Source organism: Belliella marina (assembly GCF_042682445.1).
GTDB classification, from domain to species: Bacteria; Bacteroidota; Bacteroidia; order Cytophagales; family Cyclobacteriaceae; genus Belliella; species Belliella marina.
Genome location: NZ_JBHUHR010000043.1, coordinates 124252 through 140492, shown reverse-complemented (window position 1 = coordinate 140492; position 16241 = coordinate 124252). Strand labels below are relative to the sequence as shown.

The 16241-nt window shown below is 41.2% G+C and carries 17 protein-coding genes; 13 read left to right on the top strand and 4 right to left on the bottom strand.

Features of this window, described 5'->3' with window-relative positions; translation table 11 throughout:
* Position 1: 1 nt before the first annotated feature.
* The 4 genes from ACFSKL_RS16990 (at position 2) to ACFSKL_RS16975 (ending at position 3886) form a co-directional block, all read left to right on the top strand.
* Positions 2 to 1474, top strand: a complete 1473-nt coding sequence (locus ACFSKL_RS16990) for a glutamate synthase subunit beta (protein ID WP_376887567.1) — start codon at positions 2 to 4, stop codon at positions 1472 to 1474.
* Positions 1475 to 1707: 233 nt separating this feature from the next.
* A complete protein-coding gene (locus ACFSKL_RS16985; protein ID WP_376887565.1) occupies positions 1708 to 3051 on the top strand; it encodes a transposase in 1344 nt (447 codons plus the stop codon).
* Between the two features lie 294 nt (positions 3052 to 3345).
* On the top strand, positions 3346 to 3570 hold the full coding sequence (locus ACFSKL_RS16980; protein ID WP_376887562.1) for a hypothetical protein: 225 nt from the start codon (positions 3346 to 3348) through the stop codon (positions 3568 to 3570).
* Complete coding sequence (locus ACFSKL_RS16975) at positions 3560 to 3886, top strand: type II toxin-antitoxin system RelE/ParE family toxin (protein ID WP_376887559.1); 327 nt, start codon at positions 3560 to 3562, stop codon at positions 3884 to 3886. The genes ACFSKL_RS16980 and ACFSKL_RS16975 overlap by 11 nt, the downstream gene beginning before the upstream one ends.
* 136 nt (positions 3887 to 4022) lie before the next feature.
* Here the strand turns inward: ACFSKL_RS16975 and ACFSKL_RS16970 are convergent, their stop codons facing one another.
* Together ACFSKL_RS16970 and ACFSKL_RS16965 are read right to left on the bottom strand one after the other, a co-directional pair.
* Positions 4023 to 4496 (bottom strand): DUF4890 domain-containing protein, encoded by a 474-nt coding sequence (locus tag ACFSKL_RS16970; RefSeq protein WP_376887557.1) that lies wholly within the window; start codon positions 4494 to 4496, stop codon positions 4023 to 4025.
* A 201-nt stretch (positions 4497 to 4697) separates the two neighbouring features.
* The gene (locus ACFSKL_RS16965) at positions 4698 to 5192 is read right to left on the bottom strand and encodes a DUF4890 domain-containing protein (RefSeq protein WP_376887555.1); all 495 of its coding nucleotides are present in this window, start codon (positions 5190 to 5192) and stop codon (positions 4698 to 4700) included.
* A gap of 106 nt (positions 5193 to 5298) precedes the next feature.
* Here ACFSKL_RS16965 and ACFSKL_RS16960 point away from each other — a divergent pair, with 106 nt between their 5' ends.
* Positions 5299 to 5748: a gamma-glutamylcyclotransferase family protein gene (locus ACFSKL_RS16960; protein ID WP_376887554.1), complete on the top strand. Its 450-nt coding sequence runs from the start codon at positions 5299 to 5301 to the stop codon at positions 5746 to 5748.
* Here ACFSKL_RS16960 and ACFSKL_RS16955 read toward each other — a convergent pair whose 3' ends face one another.
* Entirely contained in the window at positions 5749 to 7077 is a 1329-nt protein-coding gene (locus ACFSKL_RS16955; RefSeq protein WP_376887552.1) for an NAD(P)/FAD-dependent oxidoreductase, read from the bottom strand.
* Between the two features lie 288 nt (positions 7078 to 7365).
* Here ACFSKL_RS16955 and ACFSKL_RS16950 point away from each other — a divergent pair, with 288 nt between their 5' ends.
* From ACFSKL_RS16950 to ACFSKL_RS16925, 6 genes are all read left to right on the top strand, one after another.
* Complete coding sequence (locus ACFSKL_RS16950) at positions 7366 to 8469, top strand: glycoside hydrolase family 130 protein (protein WP_376887550.1); 1104 nt, start codon at positions 7366 to 7368, stop codon at positions 8467 to 8469.
* Positions 8470 to 8500: 31 nt separating this feature from the next.
* Positions 8501 to 9442 (top strand): ROK family protein, encoded by a 942-nt coding sequence (locus tag ACFSKL_RS16945; protein ID WP_376887548.1) that lies wholly within the window; start codon positions 8501 to 8503, stop codon positions 9440 to 9442.
* A gap of 352 nt (positions 9443 to 9794) precedes the next feature.
* Entirely contained in the window at positions 9795 to 10502 is a 708-nt protein-coding gene (locus ACFSKL_RS16940) for a YebC/PmpR family DNA-binding transcriptional regulator (RefSeq protein ID WP_376887546.1), read from the top strand.
* Between the two features lie 56 nt (positions 10503 to 10558).
* Positions 10559 to 11131: an inosine/xanthosine triphosphatase gene (gene yjjX / locus ACFSKL_RS16935; protein WP_376887545.1), complete on the top strand. Its 573-nt coding sequence runs from the start codon at positions 10559 to 10561 to the stop codon at positions 11129 to 11131.
* A gap of 101 nt (positions 11132 to 11232) precedes the next feature.
* Positions 11233 to 11547, top strand: coding sequence for a thioredoxin family protein (locus ACFSKL_RS16930; protein ID WP_376887544.1), 315 nt, complete (start codon positions 11233 to 11235; stop codon positions 11545 to 11547).
* Positions 11528 to 11785, top strand: a complete 258-nt coding sequence (locus ACFSKL_RS16925; RefSeq protein ID WP_376887543.1) for a DUF6952 family protein — start codon at positions 11528 to 11530, stop codon at positions 11783 to 11785. Before ACFSKL_RS16930 ends, ACFSKL_RS16925 begins: the two co-directional genes overlap by 20 nt.
* Before the next feature lie 67 nt (positions 11786 to 11852).
* Here ACFSKL_RS16925 and ACFSKL_RS16920 read toward each other — a convergent pair whose 3' ends face one another.
* Positions 11853 to 12842, bottom strand: a complete 990-nt coding sequence (locus ACFSKL_RS16920) for an NTPase (RefSeq protein ID WP_376887542.1) — start codon at positions 12840 to 12842, stop codon at positions 11853 to 11855.
* A gap of 360 nt (positions 12843 to 13202) precedes the next feature.
* Here ACFSKL_RS16920 and ACFSKL_RS16915 point away from each other — a divergent pair, with 360 nt between their 5' ends.
* Both ACFSKL_RS16915 and ACFSKL_RS16910 read left to right on the top strand, forming a co-directional pair.
* Positions 13203 to 14114 carry a M28 family peptidase gene (locus ACFSKL_RS16915; RefSeq protein WP_376887541.1) on the top strand — a complete coding sequence of 304 codons (912 nt, stop codon included), beginning with the start codon at positions 13203 to 13205 and terminating at the stop codon, positions 14112 to 14114.
* 69 nt (positions 14115 to 14183) lie between these two features.
* The gene (locus tag ACFSKL_RS16910; RefSeq protein WP_376887539.1) at positions 14184 to 15962 is read left to right on the top strand and encodes a chloride channel protein; all 1779 of its coding nucleotides are present in this window, start codon (positions 14184 to 14186) and stop codon (positions 15960 to 15962) included.
* Positions 15963 to 16241: the final 279 nt, after the last annotated feature.

The following is a 16241-nucleotide window of genomic DNA, read 5'->3' as shown; positions in this document are numbered from 1 at the left end:
CATGGGAGCGAAAGAAGGATTTATCCAGTATAAAAGAGAGCTGCCCGAATCACGCTCTCCAGAAGAAAGAATCAACGATTACAAAGAGATATACAAGCCGTTTGACGGAAAGAAACTCAATGAGCAATCTGCAAGATGCATGGATTGTGGAATACCATTTTGCCATCAGGGGTGTCCGCTGGGGAATGTAATACCTGAGTTTAACGATGCAGTGTACCAGAATGAATGGGAGGAAGCTTTTCACATTTTAAGAAGTACTAACAATTTCCCAGAATTTACCGGTAGAATTTGCCCAGCGCCCTGTGAGGCATCATGTGTCTTGGGAATCAACAAAGATCCTGTAGCAATCGAATTGATCGAGAAAAACATTGCCGAAAAAGCATATGAGCTGGGTCTTGTAAAGCCAAGAATTCCCAAAAACCGTACAGGAAAAAGTGTTGCGGTCATTGGTTCCGGTCCAGCTGGCCTTGCAGCGGCTGACCAGTTGAACCAAGCTGGCCATGAAGTAACGCTTTTCGAAAAAGACAAAAAAGTAGGGGGTCTTCTCCGCTACGGAATCCCTGATTTCAAATTGGAAAAATGGGTCATCGACCGCAGGGTAGAAGTAATGGAGCAGGAAGGCGTGATTTTCTCTACCGAAACGGAAATTGGCTTCAATGTCAAAGCGGAAAATATCCTGTCCAACTTTGATGCAGTAGTCTTGGCTACCGGAGCGGCACAACCACGTGCACTGAACATCAAAGGCTCGGACCTAAAAGGTGTCCACTTTGCAATGGAATTCTTGGGCAAACAGAACCAGGTAACTTCGGGTGAAATCAAAGAAAACCCCATCTCTGCAAAAGACAAAAACATCATCGTCATTGGTGGTGGTGATACTGGATCCGACTGCATAGGCACTTCAAACAGACACGGAGCAAAGAGTATTACACAGCTGGAATTGCTACCGAAACCTCCGCAGCAAAGAACTGTAATCAACCCTTGGCCAGAATGGCCAATGACACTGAAAACCTCCAGCTCACACGAAGAAGGTGCTGAGCGTGTATTTTCCATCCTGACCAAAGAGTTTGTTGGAAATAAAAAAGGTGAAGTGACAGGTCTCGTACTGGTAGACTTGGAATGGAAAGAAGAAAATGGTAGGATGCAGTTCGTGGAAGTTCCCGGTACAGAGCGTACCGTTCCTTGTGATCTTGCATTTATTGCCATAGGATATACAGGACCAGCACAGAATGGTCTTTTGGAGGCTTTTGGCGTAGAAAAAATGGAAAACAGCCTTCCAAAATCCAAAGGTTACCAATCTACCTCCAAAAAAGTGTTCTTGGCTGGAGACATGCGAAGAGGCCAATCCCTCGTTGTATGGGCAATTTCCGAAGGAAGAGAAGCTGCAGTCAGTGTTGATGAATTTCTTCAGGGGAGTTCTTCTTTACCGAGAAAAGACGAAGGTTTTTATCAGGTAGAGGAAGAAATCACCTTATAATTTTACAATAAACCACTAGTTCAACCTAAACCGATCCAGGATTTCCCGGGTCGGTTTTATATTTTTAAGGTGATCTCTAAATTGGGCTTCTTGTTTAACCCCTAAATAACTGAAGGTCAATTGAATAATTAACAAAAACATAACGCAAAAACCCCGGATTTGGCTGTATTCAGCTTTTTTCGGGGTTTTCTTTTTTGTATTTTAAGGTTGCAGAATAAAATACGATACAAGATATGATTCAGCTTCCAATTTTCAAAGACTTTGATGGATACTCTCCAAAATATCACTTTTTCAAGAATTCATTATTGGGTCAGGTTCATGACAGCATCCCTTGGGACGAACTTGTCGCCTGTCTTCCCGACGAACGTGTTGGTAGGGGTGCGCCAAGCTGGTTCGGTTCAAAGGGCATGTTTTCGCTGATGTTTTTAAAAGCATATTTGAATGTCAGTGATAGACAGCTTCTGGAACGTTTCAATACTGATTGGTCTCTTCAATATTTTTGCGGAAAAGTACTGGCGGAAAACCAGCAGATTAAGGATATGACCATTATGACCCGTATTAGGGCTTATATTGAAACTCACTGTGAATGGGAAAAGCTTCAGGAGATCCTGATTAATCACTGGAAATATGATGTCAACAACAGCCATGTTCTGCTGATGGATGCCACCTGCTATGAATCTTATATTCGTTTTCCAACCGATGTAAAACTTCTCTGGGAGTCCTGTGAATGGATTTTTGAGAATCAGTTATTCAGTATTTGTTCAGAATTTGGCATCAAAAGACCAAGATCCAAGTTCAGGGAACAGAAACTGGCCCAGATGGCTTATTTCAGAAAAAGGAAAAACAGCTTTAAGGAGACGCTCAGAAGAAGAAAAGCACTTGTCTATCTTCTGAACAAAGGAATCTGCCAGCTCCAGAATGTTTTGGATAAAAACAGGGGAGCAGGACTTGGCATAAAAGATTTTGCAAGATTTGGTGTGATAAAGAAGGTGTGTCAGCAACAGGGGTTTTTGCTGGACAATCCCCCTTCAAAATTGAAAGATAGGATTGTATCACTCCATAAACCATATCTACGGCCAATAGTAAGAGGGAAAGAAAAAAAACCTGTAGAGTTCGGTGCCAAAGCCCACGTTCTTCAGGTTGATGGCCTTACATTTATTGACAAACTCGATTTTAATGCATTCAACGAGTGTACCAGGCTAAAACTATCGGTAGCGAAGCATAAAAGGTATTTTGGTCCTACCAGACAGCTTGGTGCGGACAGAATATATGCTACGAACAAAAACCGTGTATTCTGCACTGGGAAAAAAATCTTTGCCTGCTTCCCAAAGAAGGGCCCGAAAAAGCTAAGTAAGGCAGAAAAAACTTTGAGCTCGGAAATTTCCAAACAGAGGGCAACCGTGATGGAGGGTGTTTTTGGAACAAATAAAAACTATTACGGACTTGGAAAAATCAAGGTGAAAGGGGAAAAAAGAGAGAAATTGATGATGTTTTTTGGAATCATGACAGCCAACGCTGTCCTGATCGCTAAAAGAAGGAAAGCCAACGAAAGCCCACCGAACCAAAAAGCAGCCTAGAAAAGCGTCCAAAAAGCACCTTTATGGGACAGGTGTGTCCATACGGAAAACCCAAGACGTTTTCTTACAAAACCTGATCTAAAATTGTACTTTTCTGTGTGTAAATTGACTCTTGAACTACACTCAAATAGCTCAAAAAAAGAAAGTAGAGCTTAGTTTTTGCCCTACTTTCAAATTCCGAAGGAATTTTCCAAGAAGCCCTAAATTTTTTCAATTGGCATAAACAAGCCCAAAAAGAAAATTATCCGTATAATTAAAAAGCAATCAAATTCTAATTTATACTATATTTGTACTATGGAAACCATTGTAATACAGACAGAAGACAAGGAAAAAGCTGATGCCCTCAAGGCAGTATTGAAAGTTTTGAAATTGGATATTGTTTCGGAAAAAGAGCAGATTAAAGCATTGATGAATGCTTTGAGTGTCGTAAAGGGCTATAAGGAAATGCTTGAGATGAAAGAATCAGAAAAAAAAGCCAAATCCTATTCATCCTTTAAAGAAATTTTTGATGAGTTATAAGCTGATTCCTACTGAATCTTTCAAGCGGGAGCTTAAAAAACTTAGGAAAAAATACCCTTCTCTATTAGAAGACTTGGAATCAATAGAAAGTGAACTTATACAGAATCCAAGATTAGGTAAAGAAGTTTATAAAAACTGCTATAAAATCCGAATTGCCATCAAATCCAAAGGGAAAGGCAAGAGTGGCGGTGGGAGGTTGGTTACCCATGTTAGAATTGAAAATGAATCAATTTTTCTTCTTTCTATTTATGATAAATCCAAACGGGAATCGATTACAGATACATACATAAAATCCCTTTTAGATTTCATACCTTAAAATCAAATAAGGTGTTTTTTTATGAATCAATGATCAATTATTTCACCATAAACAAAAAAGCAGGCCAAAGACCTGCTCTTTATGATATCTGATTTTACTCAGGTGTTCAATTAACCAACCGTTTATATGAAAAGACTTACTTATTGCCCCTATTTCTTTCTCCACCCCTTCTTCTCTGCTGAAATTTCTCCCTGTCAGGGTTAGTTCTGGCATCGCGAATATTGTTTCTTTTTTCTTTGTCGGCATCCTTGAGTTCTTTCCAAGTAGCCAATTGCTCAGGTGTCAATACTGCCTCGATTTTTGATTGCTGCTCCTGATGTTTCGCCTGCATTTCTGCTCTTTTGGCTTTCATTTCTGCACGCCTGGCTTCCATTTCCGCTTGGTTTTTCCTCGCACTCTCCAACTGGATTGCATATACTTCTTTCTTTTGATCCTGCGATAACGCAAGCTTCTCAGCCAATCTATCCGCCATCATTTCAGCTCTTTTCTCTGGACTTCTCATTTCGGCCCTCTTTTCAGGTGACATTTCACCTCCCCTTGGACCTCTTTGTGCCTCTGCAGTTATGATTCCCACAGAGAATATTGCGATCATTATCAATAGCTTTTTCATAGTTTCAATGTTTTTGTTTTTCTACTCATTTTTTAAAAACCTTCACTTCCCGGGAGTGAAATGTTCGTTGGTTTAATCCCCATTTTGTTGTGGAATTTGACTTTTAGACCAAAGAAAAGGGTGAAGGTTTAACCCCCCACCCTAAGAAAGATGTTAACAAATCTTAAATTGAAATCTAATTGTCTGGAAAAATTGTCTGTATCAATTTCCTCCCCCTCTATTTCCTCCACCCCTTGGGGTACCTTGCCTCTCTTGATCCCTGGATGGTCTTCTTTCCTTTTTGACTTCTTCCCATTTTTTAAGCTGCTCAGGGCTGAGGACTTTCTCTATTTCCTGATCAAAATCTTCATCCGTCAACACCTCTATTTCTTCTTCCAATTCCTCCGGTTCCACTTCTTTTTTTGCTTTTTGTTTGGCTTTGGCTTTGGCTCTTTTGCCCATAGCCTCCGCCTTTCGGGCTTCCGCTTGGCCCCTTGCAGCCATCAGTTCGGAATTCTTGGTTCTAGCCTTGTTGATTTGGTGGACTTTTTCCATTTGATCCTCCGAAAGATCAAGCCTTTCCGTCATCATTCGGGTCATCATCTCCGCCCTTAGCTCTGGGGTCATCTCTTGTCCACGTTGCTGTGAGCCGCGCTGCGCATGGGCAGTCAACGCCACCGTTGCAACACAAATCAAAACTAATAGTGTTTTTTTCATGGCACTTAGGTTTATTGGTTAATATTTCCTCTTTTCTATATAAGTTGGTAAGTTTGGTAACAGGACACTATCCAAACTAAACATATTGTAATTTAAGCAAAAAAAGATGAAAGAAGAGAAATTTCTTTATTATGCATATGCGAGCAATTTGGATTTTTCCACCTTGGAAGGAAGGCTTTCCAGCGCTGCCAAATTGCAGGGGATTGGTGCCTTGTCCCATTATGGTTTTAGGTTTAATGTTCAAAATGCCGATGGATCAGCACGTGCCAACATCGTAGAAAGTATAAATGAAACTGTCTATGGGTTGCTTTTCGAAATCCCTTCAATGGACCTAGAATATTTTGTGAAGTCCGAACCTGGCTATGATTTTATCGAAATGGAGATATTGACCAAAAAGGGCCTGATCAAGGCGTACACATTTGTTTCGCATAAAACAGTGGATGGTATATTTCCACACCAAGAATATCTAGACACCATCATCAGAGGGGGAAATACCAACGGCATTCCAAAAGGCTACCTTGCCAGCATCATCAATAGGGCAGGGAGAATCCATTGATCAATCCTCCACCAGTTCCTTATCTTCTTGGGTTTTTACCTGTTTTGGCCTGATCAATAGCCTTAGACTCGGATCAAACGCCAGGTAGTTCCATGCCCAATCAAAGAAAATGAAGAGCTTGTTTTTCACCCCCAATATGGCCATCAAATGTACAAATAGCCATGTCATCCATGCCAACAATCCCTGAAACTTTATAAAAGGCAAATCAACTACTGCCAACTTCCTACCAATAGTAGCCATGGAACCAAGGTCTTTGTACTTGAATTTTTTCCAAGGATTGCCTTTGAACTCAGCCAACAGGTTATTCCCAAGATTATCTGCCTGCTGCAGTGCCACTTGCGCTACCTGTGCATGTCCCCTGGGATACTGTTCTGTGATGGAAATAGAAATATCTCCAAGCGCATATATATTTTCGCTTCCTTCCAACTGGTTGAACTCATCGACAATCAAGCGGCCATTGGGGATGCTTTGCTCTTCCCTAATGCCCTTGATACTGTTGGGCTTGATACCTGCGGCCCACAACAAAGTCTTTGTCTCAATAGACTCCTTTTCCTTCAGCATTACATTATTCCCATCATAATCCAATACTTGTGTATCTACCATGACTTCCACCCCCAAGTCCTCCAAATAACTTTTTGCTTTGGTTTTGGCCTGCTCAGACATGCTGGATAGGAGGCTTTGCCCAGCTTCGATCAGGACTACTTTCATGTTCTTGAAATTCAGCTCGGGATAATCTTTTGGAAACACATTGTTTCTCAACTCTGCCACGGCACCAGCCAACTCCACCCCCGTAGGTCCTCCACCTACAATGACCACATTCATGATGGATTTCCTCTTTTCTTCCTCTCCTATATTGATGGCTGTTTCATAATTGGAGATGATTTTGTTTCTGATAAAAAGTGCTTCTGACACCGTCTTCATAGGTGTACTGTACTTTTCTATGCTCTTCAGTCCAAAATAATTTGTATCGGCCCCCATGGCCAATACCAGGTAATCATAATCAATATAACCAACAGATGTATAAAGCCTATTTGCCTGCTGGTCTATCATTTCAGCCTCGGCCATCCTGAAGATGATGTTTTTGGAATCATGAAAAACCTTCCTCAGAGGAAATGAGATGGCACTGGGTTCCAGGCCTGAAGTAGCTACCTGATAGAACAAAGGTTGGAATTGGTGATAGTTGTTCTTATCCAATAAAAGTACTTGGTAGGGGCGGCCCTTCAACTTTCTTGCTAATTTGAGACCTGCGAATCCAGCTCCAATAATGACTACTCTTTTTGATTTTGTTTCCGGCAGATTCGGAATGGGGTTTTGCTTATAAAAATTCATCTTGATAACACAACAGGTTCTAATTACTATACGAACTGAGGAAATAAAGGACGTGAATTTGAGAAGATTTATCAAATGTTTTTGGCCCTATTAACAAGCCCAGATATAGATAAGGTAAATAAATCCGTAAAACCCATCCCAACAAAACATAATATTTCCGATTTAGACAAAGAAAGTAAAGACAAAACCCTTGCTTTCTACTACAAATCGAATAAATTTGGACTACTAAAACGTTTTACCTGAAATGTTTTATAACTATACCAAATAACCCAAAATATCTACAACAAAATGAAAAATATAGTCTTCCCCATACTCTTATTGGCTCTGGCTTGCTCCGGTCCCGATATAGACCAAAAAAAAACTTGGATGCTGGGACCTTTTGAAAGAGCCGAAGACCAAGCTGCGATCATAGAGCCATCGGAAACAACTTCCTTTGATGATCCTATGTCAGGGAAAGTTGTCAACTGGGAATCCATGGCCACTTTCAATCCTGCTGCCATCGTAAAGGACGACAAAATCCATGTATTCTACAGAGCGGAAGAAAAGCTGGGGGAAAAAGAAATCGGAGGCCATACTTCTAGATTAGGCCTTGCTGTCTCATCTGATGGAATCAATTATGTAACAGAACCCAAGCCAGTATTTTACCCCCAAGAAGACAAACAAAAATATTACGAATGGACTGGAGGAACAGAAGATCCGAGAATTGTAGAAACGGAAGATGGAATCTATGTCCTCACGTACACACAATGGAATCGAGAATACCCGAGACTCGCCGTAGCTACCTCCAATGACCTACAAAACTGGGAAAAACATGGCCCTGTTTTTAAAAATTGGAAGGCTGGTAAATATCTTAATATGGAAACCAAATCTGGCGCCATCATTACCAAAGAAATAGACGGAAGACTGATTGCTACCAAAATAGATGGCAAGTATTGGATGTACTATGGGGTTCCACACATTTGGCTTGCGAGCTCCGAAGACCTTATGAATTGGGAGCCTTTGGAAAACCACGAGGGGGAATTGGTGCCAGTATTGAGTCCAAGGGCTGGATATTTCGATTCTTGGTTGGTAGAAGCAGGACCTCCTGCAGTATTGACCGAAGATGGAATCGTCGTCCTATACAACGCCGGAAACTCCCAATCGATAGGTGTACAAAACTTAGCAAATAGAATCTATACTGGTGGCCAGGCGCTATATGATTCAAAAGAACCCTGGAAAATCCTTGACCGGACCTCAGAACCATTTATCAAACCTGAAAAGGACTTTGAAAAATCCGGTCAATATGTGGACGGCACCACCTTTGTCGAAGGCTTGGTTCTATTCCAAAATACATGGTATCTCTATTATGGTACTGCGGACAGCAAGGTGGGAGTGGTCACATGGAAAAAATAATTCACAAAACGATTAACGTAAAAAAATAAAAATGAGTGAGTTCAATGCAGAAAATCTATGGGGAATAGATATGGGGGGAACGAAAATAGAAGGCATTATCCTGAAGTCAAAAGATGAACCCAAGGAACTATTCCGTCACAGAGTCCCCACAGAAGCTCATCTAGGCTATGACCATATATTGAACCAATTCGCAAAGTTGGTAGCACAAATGGAACATCATGCAGGTTACAAAGCGGACATTATAGGCCTAGCATCCCCGGGCACATATATCCCTTCCAAAGGCATCATGAAAAACTGCAATGCAACCGTCATCAATGGAAGAAACTTCAAAGTTGATTTGGAAAACCAGCTCAAGCTAAGAATCAGATTGGCAAATGATGCGAATTGCTTTGCTTTGGCTGAAGCAAAACTTGGGGTGGCAAAAGATTTGCATATTGCAAACCTTGTACTTTTTGGGGTGATTTTGGGGACTGGAGTAGGAGGAGGGATTGTAGTGAATGGCAGACTTATCAATGGGAAACATGGCATAGGTGGAGAATGGGGGCATAATTACCTGTACCCCGAAGAAGGGGAGCTTTGCTACTGCGGAAAGAGGGGATGCAATGAGCAAATATTATCCGGACCGGCATTGGAAAAATACTATCTACAACAATCGGGAATCTCCCGATCCCTCAAAGAAATCCACCAAATGCATCTTGAAAAATCCGACCCTATCGCAACCAATACCATCCTCAGGTTACAAGATGGATTTGCGAAAGCTCTAAGTATTGTAATCAATATTGTAGATCCTGATATCATCGTGATTGGTGGTGGGGTAAGCCATATCGATTCCATATATGAGGAATCCGGTTTGCTCAAGCGAATGATTTTCAACAATGAATTTGAAACGCCCATTGTCAAAGCCAAATTGGGTGACAGCGCAGGAGTCTATGGCGCAGCACTTCTAGTTTGCGACAATTCATCCCAACCTTGACATTCACCAATGGTTGGGGCTGTAGAAAGCTATATTCAGATGTTCTGGGAAGCCACTTTTTATGAAATCATCAAGGATTTTCTTGGATTTTGTACTCACACAAACCAAGAGAGGCCAATCTAAAATGGAAACCGAACTTTGCTAGGTTTCTAAATCGGTTTCCATGGTCAAATGACCGGATGACTGCCATTGCCGTTCATGACAATGGGCAACTTAAAGGCAATCTTGCGTACACCTCCCATCTTTTTCACAAAAAACCATCGAATAAATTATGTAGACAAAATATTGCATGTAATTACATGATTCCTTTTAAAAAGATTTGTTAATTTTAGACTTTTAAAAATCAATTGATATGGGAAGAGCTTTCGAGTTTAGAAAAGAGAGAAAATTTAAGCGTTGGAACAAGATGTCTAAGGTTTTCACACGCTTGGGAAAAGAAATCGTCATGGCTGTAAAATCCGGCGGTCCAGATCCAGCAAACAATACTAAACTCCGTACTATAATCCAGAATGCCAAAGGTGCTGCGATGCCTAAAGACCGTATCGAAGCAGCGATCAAAAGAGCATCCAATAAAGACGAAAAAGATTACGAAGAAGTATTGTACGAAGGCTACGGTCCGTATGGCGTTGCAGTCATCATAGAGACCTCAACAGACAATACCAACAGGACTGTAGCGAATATCAGAAGTTATTTCTCGAAATCGAATGGTTCATTGAGCACATCTGGCTCCGTGAGCTTTATGTTCAACAAAAAAGCGGTATTTCGTTTTGCCCAAGGTGAATATGAGATCGAGGAATTAGAGTTGGAACTGATTGATTTTGGTTTGGATGAAATCGATGAAAACGAGGGGGAAATCTTTGTATATACTGCATTTGAGGACTTTGGAAACATGCAGAAAGCACTTGAGGACAGAAATATAGACATCATCAATGCAGATTTCCAGTGGTTTCCCACAACCACGGTAGAGTTGCCTGAAGACCAAGAAGAAGAAATCAACAAGCTGATTGAAAAACTGGAAGATGACGACGATGTCAACCAAGTTTTCACCAATATGGCCTAAGCTTTTCAAACCTGTAGAAAAGACCTCTACAGGTTTTTACGTTTACTAAAGAAACCATGGCATTTCCACAGAGAAAAAACATAAAAGAAGAAAAAAGACAGCAACTTATCATTGTCGGCAGCAAGAATCCCGTCAAGATCAACAGCACGGATATAGGATTCCACCAAGCTTTTGACTCAGCTTTTTTGGTAGAAGGCTTGAATGTAAGTTCTGAAGTGAGTGACCAGCCTGTGGGTGATGAAGAAACCTATCTTGGAGCCAACAATAGAGCCAAGAATGCAAAATTGGTCTTTCCAGAAGCTGATTATTGGGTCGGGATTGAAGGTGGGGTAGATGAAGTAAACGGAGAGATGCATGCTTTCGCTTGGGTGGTGGTCTTGGACAGAAAAGGCAAGACCGGAAAAGCGAAAACAGCGACATTCTACCTCCCAAGTGTAGTCACCGAACTGGTCAAAGGAGGCATGGAACTGGGGATGGCAGACGACCAAGTCTTCAGCAGGGAAAACTCGAAGCAAGGGAATGGATCTGTTGGGATTTTGACAAAGGGGGTTGTGAATAGGAAGGAGTATTATAGTCAGGCAGTAATCTTAGCCCTAATTCCATTTCTTAACGAAAGCATCTACAATTGATTGAAATCAATTCGTCAATGCCACATTGAAATTATCTATTAGTGTTTAGAGGTGATAATGATTACTTTTGTGCATTCAAACTGAAGTAAACAAAACCAAATATGTTACAGGAACTAGAAACTGATACCCTCCAGGATATCATAGACAATAACAAAAAAGTTGTAGTACAATATGGTGCAACTTGGTGCGGAAACTGTAGGATCATCAAACCAAAAATGAAGAGATTGTCTGGTGAATACGAAGGCATAACATTCCTATACGTCGATGCCGAAAAATTACCAAATTCAAGAAAGTTGGCTTCAGTGACCAATCTGCCGACTTTTGCAACATTCAAAGACGGCAAACTAGTCAACCAAATCCAAACAAACAAAGAAGAAGCACTTAAAACCTTAATCAATGAGATTGCCGATAATTAAGCATGTTTTGGGGTTTATTGAGTCCAACGACGAAGATTGGGTAAAAGAAACCATTGAACTTTTGGAAAATATGACGGAGATTTCTTCGTTAAAAGATGAGGAGCTGGAAGTTATGGGAGAATTGCTCTCCAACCTGTACGGCACGCTGGAAGTCAACCAGATGATAAAAGATGGCATGGAAAAAAAGGAAGCTATGAATGCTTTTATGAAACGTGTCACCGGATCGATTGATAAATAAGAAAAAAAGCGAGAAGTTGTTTGAATCACCCGTTAAACACCGCTTTATTGTAGGACTCTGAGGAGTCCTACTTTATTTTTAGATTCTCCAAAAACTGCCCCAATGCTACCCTCCAATTGGGATCGGCATCCCATACAGGGCCGATATAAAGCTCATTTCTCACCAGAAATTTGATATAATATTTGACAACAATCTGGGAACCATCACCTGATTCCAATTCTGGAAGCCCCATGCTGCTCCGCAAATCTGCTTCCCGACCTTCCACACGCATCAATACAAACTGTACACGATCGCGAATAAGCTCAGCTTCCGTTTTTGCGTCTGTGAGATATTCCACCTGATGCGGATATTTAGCTTTAAAAATACCTTCAAGACCATTTTTTTCGGCAGCCTGCTCAGCCGCAATGGCGGCGGCTGATTTGCCCAACAAATCATATCGGTACATGCTCAGGAATGCCGATTCACCCGATGCTCCAGACAGGGGAATTCCAAGTTTGAACACATCCAAATTCAAGGGATTTCTATCCAAAAACCTACTTCTACCACCTGCCAAGGAACCTTCACCAGCAGGGAATTCGGGGACATCCAAGACCAATAGGTTTTTCGTTCTGACATTTCTACCCATCGAAGCCAAATTCTCCCTCAAACCCATCACATTTTCAGCTTGTATTGAAAAGATTCCTGAATTTGGCACCATATTTTTATTGTGAGTATATGGGGCAATGTGTAGGAGCAATTCACCTGAGGATTTTCTTGTTATAATAACGATATTCCCAATCAATCTCTTGTTGAAGGCATCAGCAAAACCTGCCTGGGTTTCTTCGGAAAGCGTGACGTCTTCCAATTCATAATAGGCAACCGGGTCTCCTCCAGCTTCCACTATCCCTAGATGGATTTCTTCAGCCAAATTTTTCCAGCCCAACAATGGTCTGGCTTGCGGTGAATTGGAAATCAAAACCACCGATTTCCCATCCAAAAAACTTTCTGGAAGCGTACCTTGACCAAATGAACCTGAGTACACCAAAAAAAACAACAGCACCGCTGAGAGAAATTTCATAATCCGATAATTTTGAGACAATCAGTTTGCACGAATATAATTAACGTCAGGATAATAACTTCATTATTGGCCTTATAATTAAGTTTCAATTCCAGAAAAAACAATTTGATTATCCGCAATGGCACCAGTAGTTAAATTATGCATATGTAATCATGCGGATAATCGTCAACGGACGACAGTCAACAGTAATGAAAATCCGTTGTTGGAGAAACTTTGTTTGGCTTGTGGCAAAGTAGCGTATATACATAAAAAATAAAAGAGACTTCTTATTTTGCAACACAAAAACATTACTTTGCAGTTGGCTAGAAAGATTGGCTATCTTATTCCAGAAATGATGAGCCTAATAAATAAAAACCCCTGATGAAATCACATTTGAGAATTTTACTGTTGATTTTGGCTTTTGGCTTTCCTGTATTGTCACAAGCCCAAAAAATCGACCATGACCAACTTATTTCGGACATCAAATATTTGTCTTCAGACGAACTGGAGGGTAGAAAACCTATGTCTGAAGGAAATATAAAAGCACAGGCTTTCATCAAAGAACGTTTTGAAAAACTGGGTTTGAGCAGTCAATATGATGATTTCACACAGACTTTTTCATTTACCAACAAAAGGGAGGGGGCGATATATGAGAAAGCTGCCAATATAGTTGGTTTTATACCGGGAAGTGAATCATCGAAAATCATCGTAGTCATGGGGCATTATGACCATATCGGCAGAAAAGGGGATGATATCTTCAATGGCGCCGATGACAATGCATCGGGAACTGTAGCTATGCTGGCTTTGGCGGAGTATTTTTCCAAAAACAGACCAAAACACTCAATGATGTTTGTGGCATTGGATGCCGAGGAAATGGGCATGCAGGGAGCAAAGGCATTGGTGGCGGATTTTCCTTTTCCGATGGAGCAGGTCAAACTGAACATCAATATGGATATGGTCAGTAGAAATGACAACAATGAACTGTATGCTGTCGGAACTCACCACTATCCTTTCCTAAAACCCATTTTGGAAAAAGCATCTTCCGGAAGATCCCCAAAATTGATGTTTGGCCACGATCAACCTGGATCTGGAAGGGATGACTGGACAAATGCCTCTGACCATGCACAATTCCACCAAAAGAAAGTGCCATTTATCTACTTTGGCGTAGAAGACCATAATGATTACCATACACCAAGAGATACTTTTGAAAACATCCAACCGGAGTTTTTCAAAGGTGCAGTGGAATTGATTCTCGCATGTTTGATAACTTTGGATTCTGACTTGTTGAATTGAATTTCGGGAAACCTTCTTTTTTGAAGTTCATTTAACTTGTACCTTTATGCTTTAAATTAAATTTGTGCTTTGCCAAAGACTGACATCATCACCCGTTTTTTGATCTGGAGACTTAGACACCTAAGTACCAAAAACTTTGTTTTGATCTTGAGTGGCTTGATTGGGATACTGGCTGGATTGGCGGCAGTCATTCTGAAAACAGCCGTCCACGCCATCCAAAAGTTCCTGACAGGAGGCTTCGATGAAGCTTATGCAAATTTTTTCTATATCATTTATCCCCTGATTGGTATTTCCCTGGCATATATTGTAGGCACTTACCTTCTCAAAGACCAAGGTGGTCACGGAATCCCTGATTTACTATACAATATTTCGAAAAAAAGCAGCTTGATTGCCAAGGTGAAGATGTATAGTCGGGTCATCACTTCCGCAATCACTGTTGGTTTTGGGGGTTCGGTGGGTTTGGAAGCACCGATAGTAGTCACAGGATCAGCCATCGGTTCAAATTTTGGGAGCTTGATGCATCTGAATGCCAAAAAAAGGACATTATTGATAGGATGTGGGGCAGCCGGCGCAATTTCAGCAATTTTCGGTGCACCAATAGGTGCAGTGATCTTCGCCATTGAGGTAATTTTGCTTGAAGTAAGTGTGGGAAGCTTCATCCCATTATTGATCGCATCAGTTACAGGTTCTATCACTTCCATGTTGCTTTTGGGTGAAGATGTGATGTTCAACTTCAACCTCTCCGATAGCTTCCTCGCAGCCCATATGCCCTATTATTTTCTCCTGGCAATATTTACAGGCATCATTTCACTGTACTTCAGTAGGGTTGTATTGAAAACAGAAGCCCTCTTGGGTATGATGGGCGATCCTTGGCTGAAACTTCTATATGGCGGTGCTTTTCTGGGCCTGATAGTTTTCTTTTTCCCGCCAATCTATGGTGAAGGATACGAGACCCTCAATGCCCTGATCGATGGAGACCCCCAAAGGCTTTTGGCAAATAGCCCCTTTTTCTCCGAGATTAATAATCCATATTTTATCATTTTATTCTTGATGTTGATTATTTTCATCAAGCCGATTGCTTCTGCCATTACGATTGGGGCAGGGGGAAGCGGTGGGATATTTGCCCCTTCACTTTTTGTAGGGGGGATTACCGGATTCGTCTTTGCTTATACTGCCAATATATTTGGCTTGCCTATCGCCTTGCCAATCGCACATTTTACCCTTGTGGCTATGTGTGGGGTGATGAGTGGGGTACAGCATGCGCCCCTCTCTGCGATATTCTTGATTGCAGAAGTCACGGGAGGTTATGAATTATTCCTTCCCCTGATGTTGGTTTCTGCGATTTCCTTTGTGACGACCACCTATTTTGACAAAGATTCCCTCTATGTCAAACAACTCAAAGATACAGGCCGCTACCTCACTGAATCTAAAGATGAGGAAGTGCTTGACAATATCAATATCCGGAAGGTAATGGAAAAAGACCTTTTGCCAATCCCCCCAAATGCAAGTTTGGGAGACTTGTGCAAGCTTGTGCAGCTTTCCAAAAGGAATATCTTCCCAGTGGTCAATGAAAAAGGAGAATTGACTGGAATCATCACCTTGGATGATATTAGGGAGATCATGTTCAACCAGGAAAAACAAAAAGACATCAAAATCCAGCAATTGATGCACAGTCCTCCCGAAGTAATCTATCCAGACGAAACCATGCAGAAAGTGATGGACAAATTTGAAAAGTCCGGTGCATGGAACCTTCCGGTGGTGGAAAACGGAATCTATTTGGGTTTCATCTCCAAATCCAGAATCTTCAATGCCTACAGAAAACGCCTGATTAGGCAGAATATGGAGTAGAAGTTTGAAGATTTTCGGAAATTTGGCTAGACTGAATTTTTAGAGCCCAATTCAAGCTGTAAAGGAAATTGATGGATATTGCTTGGTCTTGGAAATCTTAAAAAAAGAGATGTCTGGGCTACGCCCCTCTGGAATTATTGCTAATCCGTAATTTGCTACGAAGATATCAGGACTAGCGCCCCTTTTTGTAATGAATTTTTTGAATTTATTTGTTTGGAAATATACATTCTACAGGGGAGAAGCCCATTTATCTTCGTAGAATAGAAGGTCTATCCGCAC